The sequence below is a fragment of the Psychrobacter immobilis genome, from assembly GCF_003148585.1.
Taxonomy (GTDB): domain Bacteria; phylum Pseudomonadota; class Gammaproteobacteria; order Pseudomonadales; family Moraxellaceae; genus Psychrobacter; species Psychrobacter immobilis.
Genome location: NZ_QGGM01000003.1, coordinates 177897 through 204020, shown reverse-complemented (window position 1 = coordinate 204020; position 26124 = coordinate 177897). Strand labels below are relative to the sequence as shown.

Here is a 26124-nt window from a genome sequence, read left to right as displayed (position 1 = left end):
ACAAAGGACTTTGCTATGCCCATCCCTCTAATCATAGGTGCAGGCGCACTAGCTGCATCAGGCTTTGGAATCACCAAAGGCGCTAAAGGCGTATCTCAATTATCTGACGCTAGCGCCACTATTGAAAGAGCGCAAAGAAGGCTAGATAAAAAGCGTAAAGCACTAAGTAACCTTCGGATAGATACTAACGATGAGCTTAGAAATTTAGGACAGCTAAAAGTTGATATTTTTAACAATCAAATTAAGCATATTATAGACACTATTAAAAAGATAAAAGATGCGGGCTCTAAACTTGAAAATTTTAGTCAGACGATTACAGAGCAAGACTATATTGACATACAGCAAAAGGTAACCGCTTCACTTGAGTTAGAAAACGGTCTTTTAACAGGTGCGGCAGCAGGTGTCCTTACGGGTATAGGCGCTTACGGGTCTGTTGGCTTACTTGCTTCGGCTTCAACAGGCACAGCAATTTCAGCATTATCAGGAGCAGCTGCCAAAAGCGCTACGCTTGCATGGCTTGGTGGCGGATCTTTAGCAGCAGGGGGATTCGGTATGGCAGGCGGTACTTTGGTACTAGGAGGTATAGTTGCCGCTCCCGCATTAGCTATAACCGGTCTACATCTTGCTGGTAAAGGTGAGAAGGCGTTAACCCAAGCGCGCGATGCGAAACTTAGAAGCAATTGTAATATAGCCGCGATTGAATTAATGGAAGTAGGCGTCAAAGCTGTGATGACTAATGCTTTAGAAGTTCAGATGGTACTACTCGAAACGGTTAAACGTTTTGAGAAAATTAAGGTATATGATAATTCAGATCCAGTAGCATTCCAGACAATGCTTGCTTTAGGTAAGTCACTGAAAAATATTTTAGATCAGCCTCTTTTAAATAATGAAGGCGAAGCAGTACAAAATATTCGCTACAAGTGTGAAGGCTATCTTGAAATCTAATAAGGAATATAAACATTATGAAAGATGTGATTACAGCAAGCTCTAAGAAAGCTATTAAGACGGTAAGTTCCAAAAACCCAGCTTCTAGCGCTTATCAAGGATTTGAGATGCTAGTCAAAGCTTACGCAGATTATAAAACTATTTGTCAGACTGAATATACAAAACGTGAAGCGATAGCTGCATGGGAAAATGTACATCTTACTAAGTCCAATAACCAAAGAGAGTTTCTAGAGTCTTATCTAAAAGAACGCTTCGCAGAACGTCGTCATGTGATAGATGAGATGTTCGTAAGGCTTGATCAGGGGATTGAAAATGATAATCCTGAGTTGATCACGATGGCTATGAGCGCGATAGAAAACACGGTTAAATCTTCACCACTTCAAGAAGCCGGTCAGGTATTAATGGCGATGAATGACCCAAACATCGACAAAATTGAGTTTTAAAAGTAATAAATACTTGAGTCGATTTAGTGCTATAAGTCTATATTACTAAAATAAAAACTAATTTACTTAACTCTAGCGAGCAGGGCGGTTTATTTCTTGCCTAACAATGAGCGCAGCTGTTTAATCGTGGCATGAATGCTTTGATCGAGTACAGGTTTTGCAAATAAAGGTTCATAGCTCTTTGGCAAGGCAGGGTTGTCAGACAGTTGCGGGTGTAATGCACTTTTGCATTTTTGCGCAGTATGGGGAGTGTTTTGACCTAGCACGCTCAGCAACATACCTTCTAAGCATAACGGGTTTGAATATAGGATGGTAATGCCTGAATCTTTAGCGGCTTTAATATCTTGTTGCTTAACAGGGACGTCGCTATCCATCAAGATGAACTTTTGGTCGTAACCAACATGACGGCTTTTTTTGACGGTGTCTTTAATGATATCGTGCGGAGATCCACCACTTGAAAAGTCTAAAGTGATTTTACTACCAGAGTGCCTTTCATGATAGATACCTTTCATATGACTTAAAAATGCTTTGTCATGCTCACCTTCACCCATAACCAGTAGAGTGGTTTTGTTGACTGACCGAGGTTTACGCTTTGCCATAACTCAACCCCCTTATAGATTTGGTATCGCGTCAAACGCGCCAGCCATATACTTGGCATAAAGGTTATCGTCATTACGCACGCCTTCCATCTCATCTAATCGCCAAGCTTCTGAAGCCTGCTCATATTTTTCGACTAAATATATCTGATGCTTATTTAATAGATTAAACACCTCTGGGGTATGGCAACTAAAAACAAGCTGAGCATTATGAGGGTTATGATGCGATGAGCGAAACAAATCAAAAATGGCAGGTAATAGTAGGGGGTGTAAGTCATTATCAAGCTCATCGATAATAGCTACGCCACCATTTTTAAGCACAGGTAGTATTAAGCCAAGCAAGCTATAAGCAGATTGTGTGCCATTAGACTCTTCATAAATCATAAGCTCAAATGAGTCATCACCGACTTTATGAATACCAAAGGGCAACAGTACTTCTTGCTGTTTCCCTTCGTTAACCATCATGACGCTTTTTATATTAATCTCATCGATGCCCGTATCAAACTGACAAAGTAGCTTCTCAGCGGTTTGTTTTAAACCATCATCCTTAGCAAACAATTCAGTCATCTCAGGTATAGACTGGCTAAGACTGCCAAGCCTACCCATTGAGACGACATTGGTTTTATAGCCTTCAAACATCTCAATGATCGCTTCTGCTATTGGTTCATCAAGCAAATTGGCATAACTGATCAAAGAGGCATTTTTTTTCACGTCATCTGCAAGCGATGGGATGACAAAACTGCGATGCTTATAAGTCATCTTATCACCGTCATAATGACGGCTAAAAACATAGCTAAATAAGCGACTGGTCTTTTTATATAATGCTTCGTTGATCACGTGGCTTTGGCTAAGCGTTAGCTCATAGCGATACTCTTCATAAACACCATCAGTATTTTTGAGTAAAAAACCCATCTCAAATTCAGATGTATTGTTTTGGTTCAGCGCAAAAGGGCTATATGGGATATTGTCTTCTGAATCAAGGCTACTAGTAGAGCCACAAATAAACCAGCGCAAAAACGATACTGCTTTGAGCAGTTGCGTCTTACCGGAGCCATTCGCACCTAAGATCGCTGTGACTTTATTGAGCCGATACTGATCATGCTCAGTATCAATATAAAAGTCATAGTTAGACTCAGTTGGCTGCTTACCTAGCGTAAACGATACTTCCGTTGCTTCTGGGTAAGAATAAAAATTATCGAAACGAATATAGGTAATCATAGTCAGCCGTTTTTAACGATATTTTGTGGTTTATAGACTACGATAGCATAAATAACGATCATGCAGTATAGTTTAGCTTGTCAAAACAGTCATATTTTCAGTGTTCTCGCAATATTTGATTCGAAGCTCCTTGAAACTGACCTGACCGTTTTGAACAGCTTGCTTGATAATTTTCTGACGCGCATTAAGTCTAGCATTACCTGTTTTTACCTCAGCAATAATTATTTGTACTTCTTCTATATCAGCCAATCCTTCTGAACAGGCATGAAGGTTTTGAAAAATCATATAATCAATCGGCTCTCCTAAGAAGCGGCAATCAGATGGATTGTAAGGAAAGTCAGCGATGAAGGGCGTGAACTGTTCACCGATTTGACCTTTTAGAACGTTACGCTGCATGTTATTAGAGCGCTTTTTAGCGTCTTTTACTTTTTGTTCAAGCTCAACCTCAAAATCAGCTTGTTGCTGGGTTATCGCGGTTTGAATATTGGCGATATCACGCTCGCTTTGTAAAATAGTTTTGTTTTGCGCTAATATTTTTTGGACGGCAAGTACCAGCAAAACCAAAGCAACAAGTATAGTGAGTAGTAAAATAGTATTGTTCATAATCGGTTCCTAAGTAAAATATAATAAACGTGGCTAGGCTTTTGGCTATTGCTTTGGCGTCATATCCATTTCTTGCAAACGAGCAAAGACAGTATCTGAAAACGGCTTAAAGTAATTCCATGATTTGTATTTTTGGTTATATTTGCCGCCGCCTTCGTTACGCCACTGCTTTAATATTTCGATGACATCGTGGTTATAGGTCACGCATTTCACCGATACCATGCCTGAATTAAATACTCTCACATCTACCCAGCTGTGCTTGATTGTGAAGCGATAAGTGCTATAGCCCTTATCAAAGCTTTCATTATCATCCTCTTCAGTGATTGTTTGGCAGTTATAGGTAGGTTCAACTGATAGAGTAGGTGCTGTTAAAGTACTTGCTTCAGGGAATACCCATTGTTTATTACTCACACAGTCTAAAATGTAGTCTTTCGCTTCAGTACTTGGCAGCTCCATATCTTGTTTAATAATCTCACGCAAGTCGATCTCTATTGTCTTGATACCAAGCTGCTTAATAAATGCAGATTTATCCGCATCGATAAATGATGTTACTGCCACCTCGATAAACATTATTTCGTCATCGATAGTCGCTACTAGATCAGGTCGTATAGAGCCAATAGCTTGTTCTGTGACCAAATGATCAAACTGCCATGTTTTTTCTTCATTGTGTTCATCATCAGGTAGTGCTGGTAGTGTTAAATATTTCTCTACCATAATGACTTGCTTAGCAAACTTGTGTAGGATACTTTCAGGGTGAATCGTACAGCTTTCTTTATTACTTAGATGCGAGAAATGGTGCTCATTCTTCTCACCTTTACGAGCCACCACAGGCTCCGCGCACTCAAAGCAAAAACACATACAAGCTAGCCCTCGCTCGACTTGCTTAACATTGACGATTTGCTTTTGCTCATTAACAGCGATTGACATTGACATAGTTACCATCCTCTTGTTAGTTGGTTAGGAGTGAGGTAACTATGCGATGAAATTTAGCTTTAAAACAGGCTGCTATAGGGATGTTAATAGGGGTTTAATCGGTATATTTATATGAAAAACAAGCATTTAGTAGTATTCAATGAATTGCATGACCAGCTATTAAATTATCCTCGTGATACGCTTTGGGATAAGTATTTAAACATTATCGTCAGTGAACAGCTAAGAAAAATTGAGTATTCGGATGAAGCGTTTGAGCCCGAAAAGCTATCAAGACAGCAAATTTATGCCAAAGCAAAAAATATCCATGAAACAAGCGTAGACAGTCAGACTGCTAAAAATGCAGTTAAAACGACAAGGTTAAAGGCGACTTTAAAAGCATTTATTGATGATCAGCCGGACTGTAAAAAGGCATTTATCAATCTAGGGTATGAGCCAATAATTGTCACATCGGCCTCAGGGGGCGGATCGAAAAACAAGACGTTACTATGGATGGATATTCGAGCCCTAGAAAATGAAGCAATAGAGAATATAAATGAGGCGGCTTTAGTTAATGTTGATACTGACAATGATATCGAAAGCGTTGATGATATAAGCAGTATCACTTACGAGCGCAAAGCTGCATCCGATGTTAAACCATCATCATTTACCAATCTGTTTTTTAAACAAGGCGAGCTTAAAATGTTGAGCGTGAGAGGAGTATCTCTCATGCTACTACTGCTGGCAGTATTTGTATTCGATGTTTTAATAGCGATATACGCCTTTTTGGTGCTCTTACTGCTGGATGACTTGCCTACAGTTAGCTTGTGGCAGGCTATTTTATTTAGTGCAATGATACCCTTTGCTTATATCAGCTGGCGCTATTTTTTTATGCCCTTATATTTGCTGCCTTATTATCGTGTGATCAAAGCACCTATGTTTTTTGCCAACGTGAATGTTGATAATGCTGACATCGAGATGTACAGGGACAAAGACAAGCTAAACGTCGCTAGAGTGACAGAATTTACTGCTACTTGTCCCATCTGTTCGGGAACAATCATATTGGCGCAAGGTAAACCTGATCAAAAGCAGCCGCTAGTAGGACGCTGTAAAGAAGCGCCTCATGCTCATGTGTATAGCTTTGATCGGATGACGATGAAGGGGTACTTTTTGGGTGTACCAGATTATTCTGTAAATGACGCACTTAGACTTTAGACTAAAACAGTTTATTCAATATTAGATGTGTTAGGGTCGAATAGCGACCTAACTACCAATCTCAAAATCATCCACCATGCATAAACCGATACTTGAGAGCCAGAGCTTTGATCATCCAATAAACCGTGAGCAACATCATTGCGTAAGTTAGCGCCAATAGATTCGGTGAAGACAGCTTTTAATTCGAACAGTAGGTCTTCACCTAGTATCTCCTCAGCTTGCTCATGCTTGAGCAATGTTGATAAACCATTTTCATTTTCAATACCACCTTTACCAATAGTGGTAGTATGAACGCCATTATTTTTTAAACAAATTCTCACTATATGTTCGACTTGAGGAGCAAGTAAATGAATGCTGTTTCTAAAGTCGTGCTCAAAACCGCTCCATAAAGCGCTAGCCAAAAGATACTCTCGACCTTCAGGAACTATAGGTGAAAGTTCACATAGCTGTATTAAGTACTCCTTTGTTACTCTAAAATCCATAAGAATTTGATTTAACGCTGGGACAATGCTTCCTTGCACCATAAACTGCATGTTTAATTGAAAGTCTTGAATCATTTTATTAAATATTGCTGGTTCGCTTTCTTCTTCTGTTTTGTAATCAAGACCTAATGCTGGAGTTTTAGCAGTAACTCGTCCATCTCCAGAATAATGAATGCTACTAAACAAGCTACTCAGGAAATACTGTTGATGACTTTCTAAGGCTTGAGATCGCAGGTCTTTATAGATAGGGGCGGGGAAGCCAGTAAAACACAGTAGAGCATGATTTAGATCTTGCTTGTTTGATACATGCTCTATAGACGCCTTAACGGTATCAGTTATATCAACACTAGGTAGCTGAAAAACAGGCATTTCATCTAATATGTTGTGACCTGTTTCAATAATCTTATCTCTGACGTAATCCATCTTTTCATTAACATCGTACAAACTTCTCTTTGCTTTTGGAACTTTTCGATAAGCCTGCAAAGCATTTTCATAGCTATGATTAGCAGCCATTTGACCTTGAATATTATTCGTTACTTGAGAGTCGCCTTCAAGTACGAAGCATTCAGCTGATAAAAGCAAACAGTTTAGCCACTTATCATCTTCTTGTTGAGCTTTAAAAAACTTTTCAGCTACATCAAGATGTTCACGAGCTTGCCAGTAGTTGTTTGAATTTAAGAGATTTATGCCATGACCATATAGCTCTTCTGCAACTCTTGTCAACTCATCTCTAAGCAGATGATGACGTCCAATCATTTCACCAAGCCAGAGATTCATAAAAGGGCTATTTGAATAATGTTTTTCAAAAGCAATTTTTAGTATTGACTCGATACTTTGCATTTTTTGACGATCTTTTGTCTGTCTAGCTAACTGAATACACCGCTCCCAGCACTGTTTTATATCAGGATGCCATGTCTCAGGGTCGATCGGAAGTTGCATATAGCTTTCTATAGCAGCTTGTGCGTAATCGACTTTTCTTGGACTTGCGCGTAACCAGAGTATGTCAGCAAAGCGAGCTCTGATCATAGGGTCTGTTATGTCAGTATAAACTTCTGCTATAAAGCCTAGCTGTTCACTTGTTAAATCATCTGGGATTGCTGATCGCTGAATAGTATTTCCATCAGAATAAGTTGTACCAGCTTTAAAAGGGTCGTTAGGACTACTTGGATTGATTGCCATTGAGCAGATATCTGAGGCAAGTTGTGACGCACGAGCTAAAGGCTCATTACCTTGTTCTCGTTCCAAGTTTGCTTGCTTGTAGTAAGCTACAGATATAGAGGAGTATCCAAACTCAAATGGATCATTAATGTTCAAATTGCTATTTTTGATAAACTCAGTAGCGGAGCATAAAGTAGAATCTGGCATTAATGCTTTCCTTGTTTTTTATAAATAATTTGTACTTCAATAAACTTTATTATGACGGCTGCTTTGTCTTAAGATACGATTGGCTGCTATGAGACCTTTATCTTGGAATAGAACTCTTTATATACTGTTTCAATATCGTTGAAGTCACTGACGCTTTGCAAGCAGCTTAAAGTGGTCAGCCTAAAGGAGTGCTGAGTAGAGTCAGGTACGTTATTGATTTTGCTTTGTAACTTTAACGGCTGATCAAGCTCAAAAATAAAATGGTATGTGAGAGCGACTATGTTTTTCACAGGCCATACATATTCAATGTCATAGCAGTTAGAGTCCATATCAGAACAGATAGCCAAGCTTAAATAGCGAACTTCTTTTAAAATATGGTAGTCATATCTAGTGAAAAGACTATTTTTAGATAAAGTATAAAGCGCGATAGTACCATCTTTAACATTACTATAATTGCTATCACTTTTATCTACAGCTAGCGTTAGAGTCAAGTCTTGATACAGTATTTGTCGCATACCATCGTACGGAATACGCGCGGCATCCTGTAAGTAAATATTCTCTTCCATACTTCGCTTGTATTGAGTAGTCGATAAATCTGACACATCACTAGAAATACGTTTGCCGATATTTTGACGTAAGAAATTTAGTAGCCAATAGCAGCTGTTATCAGCGTCTGTACTATTTTGAGTTAGGCTAGGTAATAACGCAAAAGCCCCAATACTTATTTCATTGATAGTGTCAGAGTAAGGGTTAGGGTTAGCTTTACTTATTTGATCAAAATAGCCCGGATATAACGCAAAGGCACCGAAAACAGGACGGCTCTTATTCACACCGTTTTTGTGTGTGCTTTCATTGACGCGGATCAGTGCATCACGGTAACGGTGCATCTGATTGATGGCATCATCAGGTACACCATCTTCAATGAAGAATGTAGAATCTTTCTTCTCTTCCTCTGTTTTATTTAGCCATAGATTTAGCTCATCTTCAGTAGGTTTGCCAATATATTGGTTTTTATTGTTCGTTTTGATATTGGAGATCCTATATTTTGCATCAAATAACCAGATAAACTGTCTATCATCAGGGAAGGTAACTTCCAATAAAATATCAGGTTCTTGGCTGATAGAATAAGTTCGAATCGGTTTAGTCGTTTTCCTAAATCGCGGTTCATGAGCCAATCTAGCTTTAACGCCATCATCACGTTCAAATTTAAATGCACCAGCAAATCCATCTTTTAGCTCATATTCAAAAAATTTCTTAAGTTGTAATTCTTGTTTCTTAGTAGCGACCTCCTTAAAACCTAACTCATCTATTAAGATATTTCTTAAAGTAAGAAAGCACCACACCTCATAGATTTCTGCAACTGACTTCATAGAAATGCTGGATTGATTGTCAAATACATCCAAGTAAAACTTTAACTCCTGCCAGATTCTATATACTGAACTGTATCCTACCTTTTGTTGCAACACCAACGATTCTCGACCATGATCATTATAGTTACCAACATTAGCCATAAAGCCTTGCTTTAGCATCTTTTGTAGTGGTTGTTGCCACTGATTAAGCTCATTTAAGAATGCATGTGATAGTCTTGGAGAGCCTGACTTTTCATTATCTTGCCTGAGCTTATGCTCAAAATTGGCCAATCGTTTCTTAGTAGTAGAGACAACCATTTTGATAAAACGATTTTCTGGAGTATCAACACTGAGCTGTTTTTTTGTAACTTGATAACGCTGTTCATGCAGACCGCTATCAAGATCTTCCTTTATTTTTTCTCCTAATCGCGTAGGTATTTTACCTTTTATTCTCGTCGCTTTGATATAAGACGTTTGAGCCTGTAAGCGGCTATGCGGTGCTTGGCTGATAACCTTTAAAGCATGAGATAGTTGATGACGTAAGTGACTGAAGTTTGCCAGCCAAAGCAATGGAAACTGATGGCGTTGTTTGGTTTGGGCACTATTTTGTTCCGTCTTTTCGACTAGACTAAAACGCCACAATGGAAATACGCTATCAATAGCTTGATACATTGCTGGTAAGTCATCGTGCAAGCTCATTTTGGTAGGGAGTACTTCAAAAGCGATGTTGTTTTTATAAGTTTGGGTGGACTTTATATAGGTAAGAGGAAGCCGCATCCAACCCACATCGTTTGCGGTGTTGATAGTACCTATTAGATGCGCTGGCATCGAATATCTCGGCTCACTAAATTCAAAGCTTTCGTTGATAGCATGACTACGGTGGGTTAGATATGCATTTGCAACATTTAATTTCTTTCCATCTTTTTCATCACTAGCTTCAAAATTAATAAACAGCCATTTAAAGTGGTATTGAATATTTTCAAAAAAGATAGCTTCAGGTAACTCAAGCGCTGCTACTAAACCTGATTGAGTAAAGACGCCTTTTTTTTCTAGAGACTTCTCTTTAAAGGTAGCTTTAGTAATATCTAGGGGCGGAGAGAAGCGGATAACAGATAGCGGCTTTTGGGTAGAGAGAGTAAGCGCTTCTCGTTTGGCTATAGTTTTATCAAAAGTGTCTTTGCGTTTGCTAATATCACTACAAGAAATAGATAGCTCAAAATCAGGGGTTTGTATTCTTAGCAGCTCTGACATGATGGCTCCATCAGCTTTTCTATATCAATTTCATATAATAAATCAATCATTAATTTCAATGATCAAGGCCAAAAATTGGTAAAGCCTGAACGCTCTAAACGCTGTTGCATCCAAGTTAGTTTAGACTTGCTACGACAAGCGATATACAAGACGCTACCATCTATATTTTTACGATATAAATCAGGACGTAGTTTATCGTGATTATCTTCCATAGACCAAATATCAACAAGTTCCTTTCTCAAAATAGCTGTTAATTCTGTGAGTAACGACTTTTCATGACTGATCACAGAATCATCTATAACTGCTAATTTATCGTGATCTCCTTCTATGCGCGGCAATACTTTGCACATCAAAAAGTCATCCCATACAGCTTGCAGTTGCTTCTCATCTTCAGGATAGGTGCTAATCACAGCAAGCAGTAGCTCATTCAATGCTCTAAAAGCCAATTGAAAGGGCGTATCATTCAATACTTTATTAATTGATTTTAGAAAACTAATGCTCTTACTGCCATCACTATCTATCGGCGGTAACTTATTAATAGAGGCTTGAGAATAAATAGGGTAGCTCAAGGCGTTATGAATAACCTTCGGTTTAAAGAAATGATCAAATTCATTAGGGAAAAAATCGCCAAAATCAAAACTCAAAGCACGATCAATAACCTTACGTGAAAAACCGTGTGTTGTTTCATCCATATTGACCGTACCAGCTACGATCAAATTAAAGGGCAGACCCAATCCATGATCGCAGAACAAGTCCCAAGCATCATCGTACTGCTCACCTGTAAAGCCTAACGCCTTACGCAATTTGCTTTTATCCCCTAATTCTTTGATGGTCCCTGACTTTAAAATTGAGTCGCAGTAATAAGTAAAGTGTTCATCCTCCCACTGCCATTCACGAGTCTCTAGAATCGATAGATAATCAGCAAAGTATTGCTCGACAGGGGCTAAATTCATTTCATCCAAGCATAGCCAGTAAGGCAATATTTGCTTAAGCTCGCTTTTGTCACCTTTGATAGCAAGACCGTTACCCTTAGGCTCTAGCTCAAGACCTGCATCAATAATGGCACACCATGCTTTGGCAATGAATTGTAGTACATCAGTAGTAATGTATTCAGCGTTATCATCACGGCCTAAGCGTGATATATAACCAAGTATATCGCTGGGTTCATGCCAATCAGGACGTACGGAGGTCAGACAATAGTTTTCACTAATACTACTATCTTTATTATCCTCTACTTGCTTTCGTACAAAACGAGTCTTACCCGTACCAGAGATACCAGCTAATAGTAGGAATGGTTTGGATAAGGGGGTTACATTATCAGGAAGGAGTCTTTGCTCTTTTTGCGATATTTGGATTAACAGATAGCTTTCATGTTTTTTAAGGATCTTATAATCATTGTAAACGTCATTAAATATAGTTATTAGAGTCTGTATATCTAATCGAGATTCAGTGCCATCTGTCCACTGATTAGATAGATAGTATAAATCTGTTCCTACTTTGATAGGTTCGGCAAAGAAACGTAATTTATCTCCTCGCTTTAGCTCTTTTTCAGGAATAGGTTCATCTGATCTTTTAAAAATGGATGTTAGTCGCTGACCATTGAGCTCAATATTATAGCTTCTTGAGTTTGGGTTCTTTTCTATTAAGTATTGGAAGAGAGGTGACTCAAGTTGATTGTTAGTCAAAAATACTAGTAGTTCAAAGACAAATTTTCCGATTGTTTTTTCCGAAAAAACTGATGTAGTATTATTAACTGAGATCAATGAGTGAGCATAGGTTTTATCACTTACATCAATTACCTCACCCAGCGGATGAATTTCACTATCCATCCACTGTAATACTTTATTTTTAGAATTATTCCGACCTTGATTAGGCTTCATATATCCTACATGAGGCAGGCTTGCTATTACTGTCTCAATGATTGTTCTATCATTACCACTAGATCGTAATACAGTATCTACATGAATAGGATTCCCTTCTTTTAATATGTTTATTACATACTCAATGCGGTCCCACTTTATTGTGATACTACCTTCATCTCTTGCTACATTAATTTTACCGCCATTAGCCCAGTCAATACTTTCAATAATGACAGTTTTAGATCTAGAGATATAATTAAGCTCTTTACCTATTAAATCATCTAACCATTGCTTTATTTGGCCTTTTTCTATTTCTGACAACATAATTTATTCTTCCAAATAATCTTTTATAGTTGAGGCGATACCATATGAAAATAAGAAGGGTACACCATTACCTATAGTCTTAAACATAGCGCTAAGAGTCATAGTTTGGGGCAGCTCAAACTCTTTGGGTAAAGATTGAATTGATAAAGCCTCTGCTGCTGATAGCCTTCTTGCTTTAAAGGGATGTAAATGAACTTCGTTATTTCCGTACGCTGCTGTTGGTGAATATCTGAACCTATGCAAGCGTTTGTAAGACTTTTTAGAAGTGTCGCCTTCGTCTATTACTAGGAATTTAGCTAGACCAGCTCTAGGAGTAAAATGTGCTTCTGCATTTGGATGATTGGGTACATCATTTTTGTCAAACCAATGCTGTACTGTTAGTTCTTTTGGAACCCCTGTCGGTATAGTAGGTTGGTTTTCGAATGGATTTCTATCAGGCCAATCGTAACTTGATATATCTTCTTTAGAGTATTTCATATGGCTTTCCCATGGAAAAGCGCTTTTGTTCTTAACAATATCAGCCTTACAGCCAAAAAGGATTATTCGATCTCTATCTTGTGGTACGCCATACTCTAGAGAGTTAATGAGCCTATCTTGTAAGACATAACCTTCAGCTAATAATTCTGTTTTCAAGCCGTCATAAAACTCTCTATGTTTTTTAGTACGCCATAAGCCTTTTACGTTTTCAAAAATGAACCAATCAGGCTGGAATTTCTTTATACAGTCTATGTATGTTTTTGATAGCTTGCCGTTTTCACCGTCTTTTCCTTTATTCTTACCGCCTACTGAAAAATCAGGGCATGGAGGCCCACCAATAAAACCGACTAGTTTTCCTGATTTTTTTTCTTTATTCACATTTTCTTTTAGTAAATGTTCACCATTATCATTTAAGAACTGATCAATAGAATCTTCATGATAACCATACTTTGGATATGGAATACCCATAACTTGACGACTATGTTGATAAGCAGACATAAAAGACTTATCAATTTCATTGACGAAAACAACTTCAAAACCAGATTTTTCAAAACCTAAGTCTAGAAAACCTGCACCAGAAAAAAACGAAAAAACTACACTGTTCAAGTGAACCACCTACAATTATAAGTATTGGAAATAAAATATATTGATGAGATCAGAAGATCTTGTTAGGTTTATCTAACATCATTACATTTGACGAACTATACAATATGTCTTTAGTTTTAAAAAATATTTTATAGTATATTCATGCCTAACTTTGTCATATCTTTTTCAAAATCATTGGTTTAATAGCTCACGTACTTTATCCTCACCAAGCTGATCAATCAATGCTTGCAGCTGAGCAGTAGAATCAGATTTGTTTTGCGCATCCGCTCTAAACTCTCCTGTATCTCTGCCTTCTCGCAAAGCATCTAAATAGTCAGCCCACTTCTGCATCATATCACTACGATCATCAATGTACTCAAATCGACCATATGCCGTTCCATTAGGATCTTTGGTTGTATGACCCAAAGCCATCTCAACAATCACGAGAGGATACTTTAATTGCTCTTGCAATATGGTCTTCGCTGTAGCTCTAAAACCATGAGCGCAGTGAATGTCTTTATAACCCAAATCTTTTAAACGCTTATTCGCTGTCGCATCAGAGATGATCTGATGCTTTTTTGCCGTCTCACTGTAGAAGACGAATTTAGTATGACCATTGATTTGCTGCTGCTCACGCAAAATAGCTACTGCTTGACGAGGTAGGGGCACGACCATGTCCTTGACCATGTTTACCTTGCCTTGGCCTTTTAAAGGCTTTAGCCGCCACCTACCAGCCTCTAGATCTAAGTCAGCCCAGCGCATACGCCTTAGATCACCATTGCGAACAAAGAGAAGCGCTAATAGCCTAAGGGAATTGATAGTATTTAAGTCACCTTCTATAGTCTCGATATCACGTAGCAGCTTAGCTAGTTTTTTAGGCTTAGTGATCGCAGGACGATGACCATAGCTTGACTTAGCGAGCTGACTTTTGATGAGCGCCGCAGGATTGCTACTACAGAAGCCGCGAGCACCAGCATAGACAAATACGTCGCTAGCGATACCTGCACAGCGCTCCGCCTTATCTGTAGGTTTGCCAGCTTTATTTAATGAGTTAGCTTGGATGTCTAATAGCACCTCAAGCATTCTAGGTGAGTCTATTTCACTGATAGGTTCATTACCAATGTATGAGCATATTAGCTCCAAGCGACCTTTCTTACGGATTAACGTACTACCTTTTTGAGTCTGCTCTAAAGTATCAAAGTACTCCCAAGCAAAATGATTAAATAATTTTTTAGTTTTACTAATAATACTGTTCTTTAATTCTTCACGGTGGTTTTTAGGATCAATATTACGACTGAGTAGCTCTTCATAGTCACGCCAGATCTCACAGGCACGAGCGAATGAGACGTTTGGATATACGCCAAGCGATATACGTTTATTTTTTGAATGAGTAGGAGACAGGTAGCGATAAACCCAAGACTTAGTGCCGTTAGGTCTGACCATGAGATACAGCATGGGGTAGTTTTTGACAGAGACTAGATATTCTTTGTCAGTAGCTTTATGACTGCTAATACTGCGATCAGAGCTGATAGGTTTGCGTGCTTCCATGACTGATACCCCAATGTACATTTAAAGACCAGTGTACATAGTAGTGTACATCAGATGCATGGATTAGGATAGATTCATAGGACAGTATGGAACGCCAGATACAACAAAGCCCCTGATATCAGGGGCTTTAGCTGTTCTATAAGGTAGTATAGGACTATGTAATGGTACCCGGAGCCGGACTTGAACCGGCACGCTATTACTAGCGAGGGATTTTAAATCCCTTGTGTCTACCAATTTCACCACCCGGGCAAAACTTGTATTATCTAAAAGTAAGCTTTCTACTTGTTAGATAGTGGTCGCTATTATAAGCATTTATATTAATAAAGCAAGCTAAAATTAATATAATATGAATAAAATTTTAACCTAAATAATTGGAGGCTGAGGTCGGAATCGAACCGGCGTTAACGGAGTTGCAGTCCGCTGCATGACCACTCTGCCACCCAGCCAATCAAGGACGCCTATATTAGCAAATATAATTTAAATTACAAGTTATTTTTTAGCTAAATGCGAATTATCTACTCAATTCTCCTTATTTGACCATAAATTAATGGCTATTCAAAGTATGAAGAGGTCAAATTAAGCCATTATCAAGCTTAAAAGTCAGAGATGGTTCGTCAAAAAACATCATAACCATCGAATATAATGTACGAAATAATATCTTGATTATTTCGTTGTGTGTTTGATAAAACGAGATAGGGAATAGATAGTATTTTAGAAAAGCTTCGATTGAGATAAAAAGGAGACCGTTTATTATCGAAAAATCAGGGTTATATGTCTGTCATTAGAGCGCTGCAAATGAGAGTTTATGAATGAGTGTGCTTCATGAGAGAGTCGAGCATAAAACTTTATAGGTTTGAATAATTTGAATAGTAAGTGACTCTGTTATCACGCAAAAAACCCGCTAATCCTAAGCCATAACGCTCAGCGACACGCACTGCGGTACTGGTAGGTGCAGACATACCGACTAGCCAAGGGATGCGCCCACGAATCGATTTTTGTATCAGTTCAATCGATAGGCGCGAGGTCATAAGGACGCAGCTAATCTCTATTTTATTGCGCAGTTGCCAACCGATCAGCTTATCAAGCGCATTATGGCGTCCTACATCTTCGAATAGGTATAGCTGCTGATTATACATCGTCGCAGCGGCGTGTACGGCACCAGTCAATTGGTGAGTATGCTGCATGGCATCGACCTGCTGGCGTATTGCTAATAGACAGTCAAGACTTGGTGTATCTGCCTTTTGTCTGTTTTGACGATAGATGCTCAAGTCAGGCAGTGCTTGTGTTAGCCCTGTGATGCCGCACATACCACAACCTGTACGCCCTGCTAGCTGACGTTTTTGCGCTTGGATACGCTGATGGCAACGCTGGTTTAGTACTAGCTCCACCACATAAATGTCATAATCTTGCAGTGACGATAAGCTTTGTTCAAATGCTGCAGATTCTAAACTTTCATCCGTAGCATCTCTTATAAATCGTTTCTTTATAAATGAGTCTTGCGTGAATTGTTGATAATTTTCGATATCATTCAGTTGGGTAACTTCCCAATCAAGCAGCTCATGGCTATGTTGAATTAAGCCTTCGCTAAACAAAAAGCCGACGGCTAAATACTCTAGCTGATGAGGGCTTGCCATCAATACCGCATAGTGAATACCATTGATAACGATAGCAACCGCAGCTTCCACTGCTAAGCTCGCTGATTGGCAATCGATACTGATTTGCTGCATAGGGGTCTGTGCAATATTGGTCTTAGCAACACGGGTCTCAATAATGTTGTTAGAGTTATACTTATCTGTCGGATAATGATGCTTTTGCGCCCAATGATTACGTGCAAGCGGCGTTGCAGATGACTTTAGAGTTTCTGATGTTTTATCTGTTAGGGTATTTACCGAAAAATTATCGCTATATTTTGCGTCAGTTTCAGTATCACTTTGAGCAATCATAATACCTCGTTATATCGTATGGTCATTGCCAAAGTTATCATCTCCTTTAAATATATGCATCATTCAGTGATTCGCCCGTTGCTGACTATGCATGATCGGTCGTAACAGCATTTGCCTCAACGCGTTGCAAAACAACGGTCGTCGATTTATACGCTGGTATGTGAGAGTCTGGTGCATGCGTGTCTAAATCAAATAAATCATTACATTCAGGATAATAAGTTGCGACCGCGTTGGCGGCGATATCCATCTCAGTCAATACTAACGGCCCTAGCGTGCGTGGCTGAACGGTACCGTCTGTGTTATTTGAATCATTTGAGCTGGCATGGCGGGATACCATTACTCGGTCACCTGCTTGCCAACCCAAACGAGTTATTTCATCTGGGTGCATAAACAACACATCACGGCGATTGGTTTGGCGATAGCGATCTTCAAATCCGAAAATCATGGTATTAAATTGGTCATGGCTACGGACACTGGTCAATTGCCAAATTTTTTGTTCATTGTTTGGCGCATTATTAGTATTATCATTGGGTTTTTTGTCATGGTGAAAGGCTAAGGAGGTCTCTGCCATTTGTGCTGCGACGTAGGTGATAGGGTATTGAGGTACTTCAAATTGCGCTTTGCCACTGTCAGTATTCCACACACGATGACGCGCAGAATGGTACAAATGAAAGCCACGCTCGGTTTCGCGAATACGCTGATTAAAGTCTTCAAAGCCGTCAATCGCTTGGGCGATATAATCACGAACGATGTCAAAGTCTTCACTCATTGCTTGCCAAGGAATGGACGAATCAGCACCAAGCACATGAGTGGCGATATCTGCCACAATTTGTGCTTCAGACTTCAACGTATCGCTGACGGGTTTCAGGTTGCCTCGAGTGGGTACAATCTGACACATGGAATCTTCGGTAGTGGCAAATTGCTCACCTTTGGCAGTAATAATACGTTCGGTACGACCTAAGCAAGGCAGAATAAGATTGTTCGCACCCGGATACAGCATAGTTTCATTAAGTTTAGTACCGACAAAAATATTGAGCTGAGTGGTGGTTAAAGCGTGTTGAATTGCACTGGTATCAGGTGCTGCCACGGCATAATTACCGCCCATACTCATAAAGACTTTTAGCTTACCGGCAATCAACGCTTTCGCACCAGAGACCACATCAAAGCCATTTTCTTGTGGCATCGGACGTTCAAACACACGCTCAAGGCTGTCGAGTAGCTTTTGTGCAGGGCGCTCATGGATGCCCATGGTGCGGTCGCCCTGTACGTTAGAGTGACCACGAACGGGAGACGCGCCTGCGCCATCAATACCAATCATCCCCATTAATAATAATAGGTTGGTAATCATCGCTACATTGTCATCGCCTTGGACGTGCTGAGTGATGCCCATCCCCCAGGTGCAAATGGTCGCAGGACTCGCCGCTACCAGTTTTGCTATATTAATGATTTCCTCTTTACTGATACCAGACCCGCGTTCCACATCCGGCCATGATTGTTGGCGAAGCCACGCGTCGAGTGCCTCATATCCTGAGGTATGCTCATCGATAAAGCTCTGATCGATTTTATTATTTTTAGTCAGCCACTTAGCGATACCAGTTAAGAGTGCTGCATCGCCGCCGATCTGAATTTGAATGACCTCATCAACCATCTCATCACTTTGACCTGCCGCCATATGCGTGGGCTTTTGCGGATTTCTAAATTTACGTAAGCCTTGTTCGCGCATAGGGTTGATTGAGAGGATTCGACAGCCTTGCTCGTGAGCATGAGCAAGCATTTCAAGCATGCGTGGATGATTGGTCGCAGGATTTTGTCCAAACATCAATATCAGTTTGGCTTGCTCAAAGTCTTCCAGTTTCACGGTCGCTTTGCCAATACCCAACTGTCTACCGAGCATTACCGACGTTGGTTCGTGACACATATTGGAGCAATCTGGTAAATTATTGGTGCCAAAACAGCGCACAAACAGCTGATACATAAAGGCGGGCTCGTTGGTCACACGGCCTGAGGTATAAAATAGCGCCTCATTTGGCGAATCAAGCTGTCCTAATTGCTCAGCGATACATGTATAAGCGGCTTCCCAAGAGATTGGTAAGTAGCGGTCTTGCGCGGCATCATAATATACAGGCTCTGATAAACGACCACTATGCTCAAGCTCATAGCCCGACCAGCCTTGTAGTTCGGTGACGCTATGTCGCGCAAAAAACTGCGCATCGGCTTTTTTAGTCATGGTCTCACTGGCGATGACTTTGATGCCGTTTTCACAGACATCAATGGCTTTATGTGACTTATGATCTGGCCAAGCGCAGCCCGGACAGTCGAATCCGCCTTTGGGTTGGTTGCTTTTTAGCACACTTACGCTACCCCGTAAAAAAGTCTGATAATCCATCAGCTTACGAGTAGAGGAAATCAGCGCAGGCCAACCGGCAGCAGGGTGGGAGTAGACAGGAATTTTGCGCATGACAGACCTCATAGTAAATGGCGGTAGCGGACTTTGATATACAGCAACTATATAGTGACGAGCGAGAAGTTTGTAGAAGCATTAACTATAGATAACAAAAAAACCTTTAAGAAAAATGCATTTTCTTAAAGGTTTATCGTGTCTATGCTCACTCACAAGCGAGCATAGAATGATGTCTGCTAAGTGAAGTCCTATTAAGTAAAGTCTTTATAAATACCGTCTTCTTAAGATATCAGTAACGCGCGTCTTTAGGTTTTTTACCATTTGGCCAATCATTGACCTTACCAGCAAAGTCAGGGCGCGGCTGATGAGTAAAGAAGTGCGCCACATCGACGGCATCTTGATCGCTCAGCACATTTCCGTGACCCCATAAGCCTTTGGTCTGAATACCCATCGGCATGTTGTATTTTACAAAGGCCGCTGCCTTGTAAGTACGTGCCATACCAGCACCGATGTTAAAGGATTCATCGCCCCATAGTGGCGGGAATACGATATCACCGCGACTGTCTTTGATGCCTTCGCCATTATCACCATGACAAGTTGCACATTGAGCTTTATAAATTTGTTCGCCGCGGACAGGATCTGGGATTAGTGATTCATCCACTTTACCTGCATTTTGGATATCGACTTTTTGCTCTTTTGGGGTGTTTTGCGATAGCCACTTCATATAAGCCAACATTGCCAGCATTTCAGGGGATTCAGGTTTCAACGGTTTGCCATTCATTGAGCGCTGGAAGCAGCCATTAATACGTTTGGTTAAATCAACTTCCTTACCAGATCGTGGCATCACGCGCGGATAGAAGTTATAACTATTGATGTACGGATCACCCAGTGGAATTTTACCTTGTGAGATATGGCAACTGTTACAGTTCATCTGCGCGCCCACATGCTCTGGCAGTAAGCGCTTGGTCTCGTTTAATAAGCGTTTACCATAAAATATCTCATCAGCATTTGGCTCATCTAAGATAGCCGTATCTTGCGGCAGCACATAAGTACCGATATCTTCGTTGGCATCATCAGCAGTGACTAAGCCGTACTCAGGCGCATTCTGCTCGATAGGCTCGGGCTGCGAGCAACCACTACTGATAGCGGCGATACTAAACGCTGAAGCAGTAAGGATAGCAGTGGTTAAGTTGCTTATATTGATTTTTTGAGAGACAACGCTACCTATGGGAGGCAAGTTGAGTGGAGATTTTTTCATTATTTTGCTCCTTTTGTTTGCGCATCAATACTTAGGTCTGGGGCAATATCCGTACTGGTTTTTGGTTTTTTGGCGAGGAAAGCCCGCATTTTTACCACATCATCGACATCGATTTCAGGTGCTTGGTTGGTCCAGCTATTACGGACATAATTGACCACTTCTGCCACATCTGCATCGCTAAGATTGCTAAATTCAGGCATGGTAAATGCCATACGGTCATGTGGGGTTTCAGGCATACGACCACCGCTCAAGGTAATCTGTAAGACCGAATCGGCATTGTTAGAATAAACCGCACTATTGCCATCAAGCGCTGGGAAAATACGCGCGACTCCTTTACCATCGACACGGTGACAAATTTGGCAATATTCGGCGTACAAAATCGAACCGCGCGAATCATAATCACCATCTAGTAATTTTTGCGTAGTGAGGTCTTTTTTCGCAGGCAGTGTGGCTTCTTTGTTTGGTGCTGGCGTTAACGTTTTTAGATAGGATGACATGGCATTGATGTCGTAGTCGGTCATATACTGGGTGCTATGCTCAACCACTTCGGCCATGGCACCAAAGGCAGCAGTGGTATCAGTACGACCAGTTTTGAAGAAGTCATTTAATTCTGCGACCGTCCAAGTACCAAGTCCGCGATGCTCACCGCGGATACTTTTAGCACGCCAACCATCGATGATGGCACCGCTCAAATACTTGTTAGAATCTGCATTACTTAGAGCGATTTCTTGAAAGCCGATACCGCGTCCAGTATGACAAGAGCCACAGTGCCCAGGACCTTCGACTAAGTATTGACCACGAGTCAATAGGGCATCGTCTGTCTCAGGGACAAAGTCACGCTTGCGATCAAATAAGACCTGCCAGTATGCCAAGGGCCAGCGCCAGTTTGCTATCGGAGGTAGCTCGCTTTTTAGATTGGCTTGCTTGACGGCTTTGACATCGGACATAAAGAAAGCGTACATCGCGGCTAAGTCTTCGTCTGGCATGAGTTGGTAAGAGGGGTACGGCATAGCAGGGTACAAGGCTTTATTATCACTGCGTACCCCATGCTTAACGGCGTTTTTAAAGTCGTCGAAACTATAGTTACCGATGCCAGTTTCTTGATCGGGTGTGATATTGGTCGAATAAATTGCCCCAAGTGGCGTTAGCATAGGCAAACCGCCTGCATAAGTCTCGCCATCGAGCGTGGTATGACACGCGACACAGTCAGCAGTGCGCGCGATATATTCGCCCTGCTTGATGAGAGCAGGATCAGTGATATTGACCTCGATATCGTTACTGCTGGTGCGCATATTTGGCAGTAATTGCCCAATAATAAAGGCAACCACCAGCCCGATGATGGCTGCTATTATTATAATCAGTGGCCATTTTTTCATAAGCCCGCCCTCCATAAGATATTTTTACTAAGCTTATAATTCATCACCCATATTTCATGAGGTGTATTAATCATTCTTATTGAAATCAAAATTGAAATCGAATATTTGTGATTTAAGCTCAGCGAATTAAAAGTTACACAACTGTCATATAGTATAGGGTAGCGGGTAATATTGTGATATTGTGGAAAACCACATTATAATTAAGGTTTTTACTTATAATGTACGTTTAGTAGGTCAAATATAAGGCTAGGTGTATGCATAAAAAGTCTAAAATTTGGGCTGCTTTAAAGACTTGTTTTATTATCGTTGTAGCCTCGGCTGCTTGGTTACCGCTATCTAAGGCAACCGCACAGACTTACTATTTGGGTGTGCTGGCACCTCAGGGCGAGACAGCCGCGCAAAATCGCTGGCAGCCATGGCTTGACGAGCTTAATGATCAGTTGTCAGATGACACCGTGATATTGGTACCTTTGGCGCTGGAGAATTGGCAACAGCAAATAGAGGCACAGCAGTTTGCGCTAGTGCTTGGCCCGCAAGTACAGTTTATAAAAATGAATACCATCAGGTGGCGCTGGCTGGCTACCTTACAAACAGAGACGGCTCAATTAAATAGCAATGCGCAAAACGCTCGTGATAAAAGTCCTCGTGATAAAATTTTTAGCAATCAAGGATTTGATGCTGAGGGTGTTAATGGGCAACAATCGCAAAATCAGCTATCGACGACAGTCACCCTCGCCAATGAATTTAATAAACTAAATGAATATACGCCATTAAAACAGCCGAGTGCGATGGAAGAGGTCGCCAGTGCTTTATGGGTCGCTGCCGACAGTGATATTTATCGTTTGCAGGATTTGGAGCAACGTCATATTGCTGCCGTCGACACTGACGCATTTGGCGGTTATTTATTGGGCGCACATTTATTACAGCAAAATGGCATTATGCCAAATCACTACCAAACACAGTTTGTCGGTTATCCGATAGAGCGCACTTTGCATGCCTTGGCTAGTGGCAAGGTAGACGCTGCCATTACGCCGCTTTGTCTGATGGAGGAGATGGCAAGGCGCGGTCAAATCAATGACAAGCAATACCGTCTCATTCATCCAGTCGACACTGTATCCAGCTGCCACTCTTCAACGAAAATATACCCAAATTGGACATTGGCAGCGACCGAGCAAGCGCCAGATGCTTTGGTGCGCCAGATCAATCAAAATTTATTTGGCAAGAGTCAATTAGAGCAGCGCTGGTTACCAGCAGAATCGAGTAGCGATGCTGAGCGCATTCTTTATGAGATGAATCGCCATCCCGCCCAAAAGCAGCTGAGCGCGCATATGATCGACTGGATAAAGGCGCATCGATTGTGGATGGCTGTGATTATTTTGGTTATCCTGATATCGACAGTAAATTATGCTTGGATGAGCTGGCTAGCATGGCGGCGGCAAAAAAAGATAGTGCGGCAAAATAGGCTAATCCGTGATTATGATCAGCAGTTACACCAATCAGAGCGCTTTGCGGTCATCGGTGAGATGAGCGGTGCTATCGCTCATGAAATCAATCAGCCACTGGCAACCATTCAAAATTATGCGCAAGGGTTGTTGATACGCAGTCAACACGCAAGTTTGTCTAAAAATGCTATCGACATAGCGCCACTTGATAATGCGGCAACAGAGAATGCTCTACAGCAAATTGTCAACGAAACAGAACGCGTCGCTGCTGTGGTGACTAATATCCGCCGTTGGGCTGGACGGTCGCAAGCGAATGAAACTCGTGTCGATATCGCAGCTATCTATCAACAGTGCATCTTATTATTGGGTGAGCAAGCAGTAGGTGTCAATTTTTGGCTGGCAAGTGATTACCAGCATTTAACCTTGCCAAATTTACTATTAGATCAGTTACTGATAAATAGCATGACCAATGCTGTGCAGCAAGGGGCGACCAATATCATGCTACGGTGTCAGGCAGAGGAACACGATGGCAAGCAATGGCTGGTATTGCATCTAAGCGATGATGCTGGCGGCTTTGATCAAGCCCAGCTTAAAGCACAGCACCTACCAGAGAACCTACCCAGTCAGTATGCTACTCAATCAACGAAAGCAGACGGTCTAGGATTAGGACTGATGATATGTCAGCGCTTATGCAAGTCATTGGGCGGTATGATGCAGCTAAATAATATTGATACCAAGCATGAAATTGAGCAAGTTTACCAAGTAATGAGCAGCGAGCAGCACCGCTTTAAACGTAGCTTAAATGGTAAAATCCAGCTGCTACAAACCAATGCTAACTATCAGCTGTCAAACATGGTGGGCGCACAAATATCTTTTTATCTGCCATTATCTTTAGCGAATAACGACGAAAAACTCTAATGAATATCAATAATGTATTTAGCCATAAGGTCACATATGACGTCTAATCAACTCTCAAATGAGCCTACGTGCTGGCAAGATGAAAACAGTCATCTGTCTGACGATTTATCAGGCATTACGCCAGAATCGCTTATTATTCATATCATTGATGACGAAGAAAGTGTGCGCATGTCCTGTGATTTTTTGATTAGCAGCTTAGGGCTATCGACCCAAGTGTGGGCAAGTGCGTTGACTTTTTTGCAGCAAGTCAATATCTATCGCCCAGCAGTGATTGTGAGTGATTTGATGATGCCAGAGATGAGTGGTCAAGCGCTACAAGTGCATCTTAGTCAACAGGACAGCCCTATGGCATTGATAGCGCTAACGGGAAATGGCGAGATTGCTGATGCTGTCAATATGATGAAGCAAGGTGCGGCTGATTATCTAGAAAAACCGATTAATAGCCGCCGGCTACAAGAAGCGCTTGCATGTGCGCAAGACCTCACTCTAAAACGCGCCACGCTTTATGATATTAAAAAGCTCTATGCGCAGCTGACCGATAAAGAAAAGCAGGTTGCCAATGAATTGTTAGAAGGTAATCTGAATAAAAATATCGCTGATCATTTAGACGTTTCCGTCCGTACGGTAGAGGTGCATCGTTCACAAGTGATGAAAAAAATGCAGTCACAACATGTCAGTGAGTTGATTCAAAAGTTAGTATTGCTTGATGCTTAAAAATTAAGACAGTCGTACCAATTAAAGCAGTCATAAAAAAACGCCTGCTATTAAACAGACGTTCTATTTTTTCAAGAGTTGAAGAATTTTGCTAAGTTATTTAACTCAATATCAAGCTATCATCTTCGACTTTTTCGCCGCGAGTTTGCTCAAACATATCAAGTAAGTCATGTACAGTCATGCCTTGACGTTTATCGCCAGCCACATCTAGTACCACTTGGCCTTGATGTAACATCACTGTTCTGGTGCCATGTGCCAATGCCTGCTGCATTGAGTGCGTGACCATCATGGTCGTGAGCTGATTGTCCGTCACAATCTTATCGGTCAATTCTAAAACGAAAGCAGCAGTCTTAGGGTCGAGGGCAGCAGTGTGCTCATCAAGCAATAAAATTTTGGAAGGTTGCAGTGAAGCCATCAATAGGCTAACAGCTTGACGTTGACCACCGGATAACAGACCCATACGGTCGGTCAAACGATTTTCTAGCCCCAATTTTAATACTGATAATTTTTCGCGAAATAAATCACGGTTATTTTGGTTGAGTGCAAAGCTCAAACCACGTTTGCCGCCGCGCTTATAAGCCAGCGCCATATTTTCTTCAATGGTTAGCGCCTCACAAGTCCCCGCCATCGGGTCTTGAAACACACGTGCCACCCAATGGGCGCGTTGGTGCGCGGTCTTTTTGGTGACATCGATACCATTTAATAAGATTGAACCGCTATCGACGCGCGTGGTACCACTGACCGCATTTAAAAAAGTTGATTTACCCGCGCCATTGGTACCGATGACGGTGACAAATTCACCATCAGCGATGTTGAGATTGATACCGCGTAGGGCAGGGTTTTCAATGGGCGTTCCAGGATTAAAGGTCAACCGCAAATTTGTAGCTTGCATCATAATAATTA

19 protein-coding genes and 2 tRNA genes are annotated in these 26124 nt (G+C 41.0%); 5 read left to right on the top strand and 16 right to left on the bottom strand.

All coding sequences use genetic code 11. From position 1 onward, the window contains the following. Positions 1-15 precede the first annotated feature (15 nt). Both C8D84_RS04240 and C8D84_RS04235 read left to right on the top strand, forming a co-directional pair. On the top strand, positions 16-945 hold the full coding sequence (locus tag C8D84_RS04240; protein WP_075101648.1) for a hypothetical protein: 930 nt from the start codon (positions 16-18) through the stop codon (positions 943-945). A gap of 17 nt (positions 946-962) precedes the next feature. Then, a complete protein-coding gene (locus tag C8D84_RS04235) occupies positions 963-1388 on the top strand; it encodes a hypothetical protein (RefSeq protein ID WP_075101647.1) in 426 nt (141 codons plus the stop codon). A gap of 89 nt (positions 1389-1477) precedes the next feature. On the opposite strand, the gene C8D84_RS04230 is transcribed toward C8D84_RS04235, so the two are convergent. From C8D84_RS04230 to C8D84_RS04215, 4 genes are all read right to left on the bottom strand, one after another. Further along, positions 1478-1987 (bottom strand): hypothetical protein, encoded by a 510-nt coding sequence (locus tag C8D84_RS04230; RefSeq protein WP_109590313.1) that lies wholly within the window; start codon positions 1985-1987, stop codon positions 1478-1480. Between the two features lie 12 nt (positions 1988-1999). Next, positions 2000-3202 (bottom strand): AAA family ATPase, encoded by a 1203-nt coding sequence (locus tag C8D84_RS04225; RefSeq protein ID WP_109590311.1) that lies wholly within the window; start codon positions 3200-3202, stop codon positions 2000-2002. 72 nt (positions 3203-3274) lie between these two features. After that, positions 3275-3805: a Holliday junction resolvase-like protein gene (locus C8D84_RS04220; protein ID WP_225739299.1), complete on the bottom strand. Its 531-nt coding sequence runs from the start codon at positions 3803-3805 to the stop codon at positions 3275-3277. Between the two features lie 45 nt (positions 3806-3850). Next, positions 3851-4738 carry a competence protein CoiA family protein gene (locus C8D84_RS04215; RefSeq protein WP_170108268.1) on the bottom strand — a complete coding sequence of 296 codons (888 nt, stop codon included), beginning with the start codon at positions 4736-4738 and terminating at the stop codon, positions 3851-3853. Between the two features lie 111 nt (positions 4739-4849). On the opposite strand from C8D84_RS04215, the gene C8D84_RS04210 reads away from it, so the two are divergent. Continuing rightward, positions 4850-5929 carry a hypothetical protein gene (locus tag C8D84_RS04210; RefSeq protein ID WP_109590305.1) on the top strand — a complete coding sequence of 360 codons (1080 nt, stop codon included), beginning with the start codon at positions 4850-4852 and terminating at the stop codon, positions 5927-5929. Between the two features lie 11 nt (positions 5930-5940). Here C8D84_RS04210 and C8D84_RS04205 read toward each other — a convergent pair whose 3' ends face one another. The 11 genes from C8D84_RS04205 to C8D84_RS04155 form a co-directional block, all read right to left on the bottom strand. Next, a complete protein-coding gene (locus C8D84_RS04205; protein ID WP_109590303.1) occupies positions 5941-7776 on the bottom strand; it encodes a DUF4209 domain-containing protein in 1836 nt (611 codons plus the stop codon). Between the two features lie 86 nt (positions 7777-7862). Beyond that, positions 7863-10376: a DUF2357 domain-containing protein gene (locus C8D84_RS04200; protein ID WP_109590301.1), complete on the bottom strand. Its 2514-nt coding sequence runs from the start codon at positions 10374-10376 to the stop codon at positions 7863-7865. Positions 10377-10438: 62 nt separating this feature from the next. After that, positions 10439-12559 (bottom strand): McrB family protein, encoded by a 2121-nt coding sequence (locus C8D84_RS13775; RefSeq protein ID WP_211181245.1) that lies wholly within the window; start codon positions 12557-12559, stop codon positions 10439-10441. A gap of 3 nt (positions 12560-12562) precedes the next feature. Further along, on the bottom strand, positions 12563-13642 hold the full coding sequence (locus C8D84_RS04190) for a DNA cytosine methyltransferase (protein ID WP_109590299.1): 1080 nt from the start codon (positions 13640-13642) through the stop codon (positions 12563-12565). A 171-nt stretch (positions 13643-13813) separates the two neighbouring features. Then, complete coding sequence (locus C8D84_RS04185) at positions 13814-15169, bottom strand: tyrosine-type recombinase/integrase (protein WP_109590297.1); 1356 nt, start codon at positions 15167-15169, stop codon at positions 13814-13816. Positions 15170-15331: 162 nt separating this feature from the next. Then, positions 15332-15418: transfer RNA gene (locus C8D84_RS04180), tRNA-Leu, on the bottom strand. A 123-nt stretch (positions 15419-15541) separates the two neighbouring features. Further along, positions 15542-15615, bottom strand: a tRNA-Cys gene (locus tag C8D84_RS04175). 399 nt (positions 15616-16014) lie between these two features. Further along, positions 16015-17112, bottom strand: coding sequence for a formate dehydrogenase accessory sulfurtransferase FdhD (locus tag C8D84_RS04170; protein WP_109590295.1), 1098 nt, complete (start codon positions 17110-17112; stop codon positions 16015-16017). 85 nt (positions 17113-17197) lie between these two features. Then, the gene (locus C8D84_RS04165; RefSeq protein ID WP_109590293.1) at positions 17198-19570 is read right to left on the bottom strand and encodes an FdhF/YdeP family oxidoreductase; all 2373 of its coding nucleotides are present in this window, start codon (positions 19568-19570) and stop codon (positions 17198-17200) included. Between the two features lie 232 nt (positions 19571-19802). Next, positions 19803-20771, bottom strand: coding sequence for a c-type cytochrome (locus C8D84_RS04160; RefSeq protein WP_109590291.1), 969 nt, complete (start codon positions 20769-20771; stop codon positions 19803-19805). Further along, positions 20771-22147: a cytochrome c gene (locus tag C8D84_RS04155; RefSeq protein ID WP_109590289.1), complete on the bottom strand. Its 1377-nt coding sequence runs from the start codon at positions 22145-22147 to the stop codon at positions 20771-20773. Before C8D84_RS04155 ends, C8D84_RS04160 begins: the two co-directional genes overlap by 1 nt. Before the next feature lie 254 nt (positions 22148-22401). Between C8D84_RS04155 and C8D84_RS04150 the strand changes: the two genes are divergently transcribed. Then, positions 22402-24507 (top strand): PhnD/SsuA/transferrin family substrate-binding protein, encoded by a 2106-nt coding sequence (locus tag C8D84_RS04150; protein ID WP_109590287.1) that lies wholly within the window; start codon positions 22402-22404, stop codon positions 24505-24507. A 36-nt stretch (positions 24508-24543) separates the two neighbouring features. Further along, entirely contained in the window at positions 24544-25221 is a 678-nt protein-coding gene (locus C8D84_RS04145; RefSeq protein ID WP_170108267.1) for a response regulator transcription factor, read from the top strand. Between the two features lie 100 nt (positions 25222-25321). On the opposite strand, the gene C8D84_RS04140 is transcribed toward C8D84_RS04145, so the two are convergent. After that, entirely contained in the window at positions 25322-26116 is a 795-nt protein-coding gene (locus C8D84_RS04140; protein ID WP_109590283.1) for an ABC transporter ATP-binding protein, read from the bottom strand. Positions 26117-26124: the final 8 nt, after the last annotated feature.

What these genes read in the sequence shown, in the direction of transcription:
- C8D84_RS04220 (WP_225739299.1), bottom strand. Translation starts at nt 3,805, where the DNA reads ATGAACAATACTATTTTACTACTCACTATACTTGTTGCTTTGGTTTTG.
- C8D84_RS04215 (WP_170108268.1), bottom strand. Translation starts at nt 4,738, where the DNA reads ATGTCAATGTCAATCGCTGTTAATGAGCAAAAGCAAATCGTCAATGTT.
- C8D84_RS04210 (WP_109590305.1), top strand. Translation starts at nt 4,850, where the DNA reads ATGAAAAACAAGCATTTAGTAGTATTCAATGAATTGCATGACCAGCTA.
- C8D84_RS04140 (WP_109590283.1), bottom strand. Translation starts at nt 26,116, where the DNA reads ATGATGCAAGCTACAAATTTGCGGTTGACCTTTAATCCTGGAACGCCC.
- C8D84_RS04160 (WP_109590291.1), bottom strand. Translation starts at nt 20,771, where the DNA reads ATGAAAAAATCTCCACTCAACTTGCCTCCCATAGGTAGCGTTGTCTCT.
- C8D84_RS04235 (WP_075101647.1), top strand. Translation starts at nt 963, where the DNA reads ATGAAAGATGTGATTACAGCAAGCTCTAAGAAAGCTATTAAGACGGTA.
- C8D84_RS04155 (WP_109590289.1), bottom strand. Translation starts at nt 22,147, where the DNA reads ATGAAAAAATGGCCACTGATTATAATAATAGCAGCCATCATCGGGCTG.
- C8D84_RS04200 (WP_109590301.1), bottom strand. Translation starts at nt 10,376, where the DNA reads ATGTCAGAGCTGCTAAGAATACAAACCCCTGATTTTGAGCTATCTATT.
- C8D84_RS13775 (WP_211181245.1), bottom strand. Translation starts at nt 12,559, where the DNA reads ATGTTGTCAGAAATAGAAAAAGGCCAAATAAAGCAATGGTTAGATGAT.
- C8D84_RS04185 (WP_109590297.1), bottom strand. Translation starts at nt 15,169, where the DNA reads ATGGAAGCACGCAAACCTATCAGCTCTGATCGCAGTATTAGCAGTCAT.
- C8D84_RS04170 (WP_109590295.1), bottom strand. Translation starts at nt 17,112, where the DNA reads ATGATTGCTCAAAGTGATACTGAAACTGACGCAAAATATAGCGATAAT.
- C8D84_RS04225 (WP_109590311.1), bottom strand. Translation starts at nt 3,202, where the DNA reads ATGATTACCTATATTCGTTTCGATAATTTTTATTCTTACCCAGAAGCA.
- C8D84_RS04205 (WP_109590303.1), bottom strand. Translation starts at nt 7,776, where the DNA reads ATGCCAGATTCTACTTTATGCTCCGCTACTGAGTTTATCAAAAATAGC.
- C8D84_RS04165 (WP_109590293.1), bottom strand. Translation starts at nt 19,570, where the DNA reads ATGCGCAAAATTCCTGTCTACTCCCACCCTGCTGCCGGTTGGCCTGCG.
- C8D84_RS04145 (WP_170108267.1), top strand. Translation starts at nt 24,544, where the DNA reads ATGACGTCTAATCAACTCTCAAATGAGCCTACGTGCTGGCAAGATGAA.
- C8D84_RS04240 (WP_075101648.1), top strand. Translation starts at nt 16, where the DNA reads ATGCCCATCCCTCTAATCATAGGTGCAGGCGCACTAGCTGCATCAGGC.
- C8D84_RS04230 (WP_109590313.1), bottom strand. Translation starts at nt 1,987, where the DNA reads ATGGCAAAGCGTAAACCTCGGTCAGTCAACAAAACCACTCTACTGGTT.
- C8D84_RS04150 (WP_109590287.1), top strand. Translation starts at nt 22,402, where the DNA reads ATGCATAAAAAGTCTAAAATTTGGGCTGCTTTAAAGACTTGTTTTATT.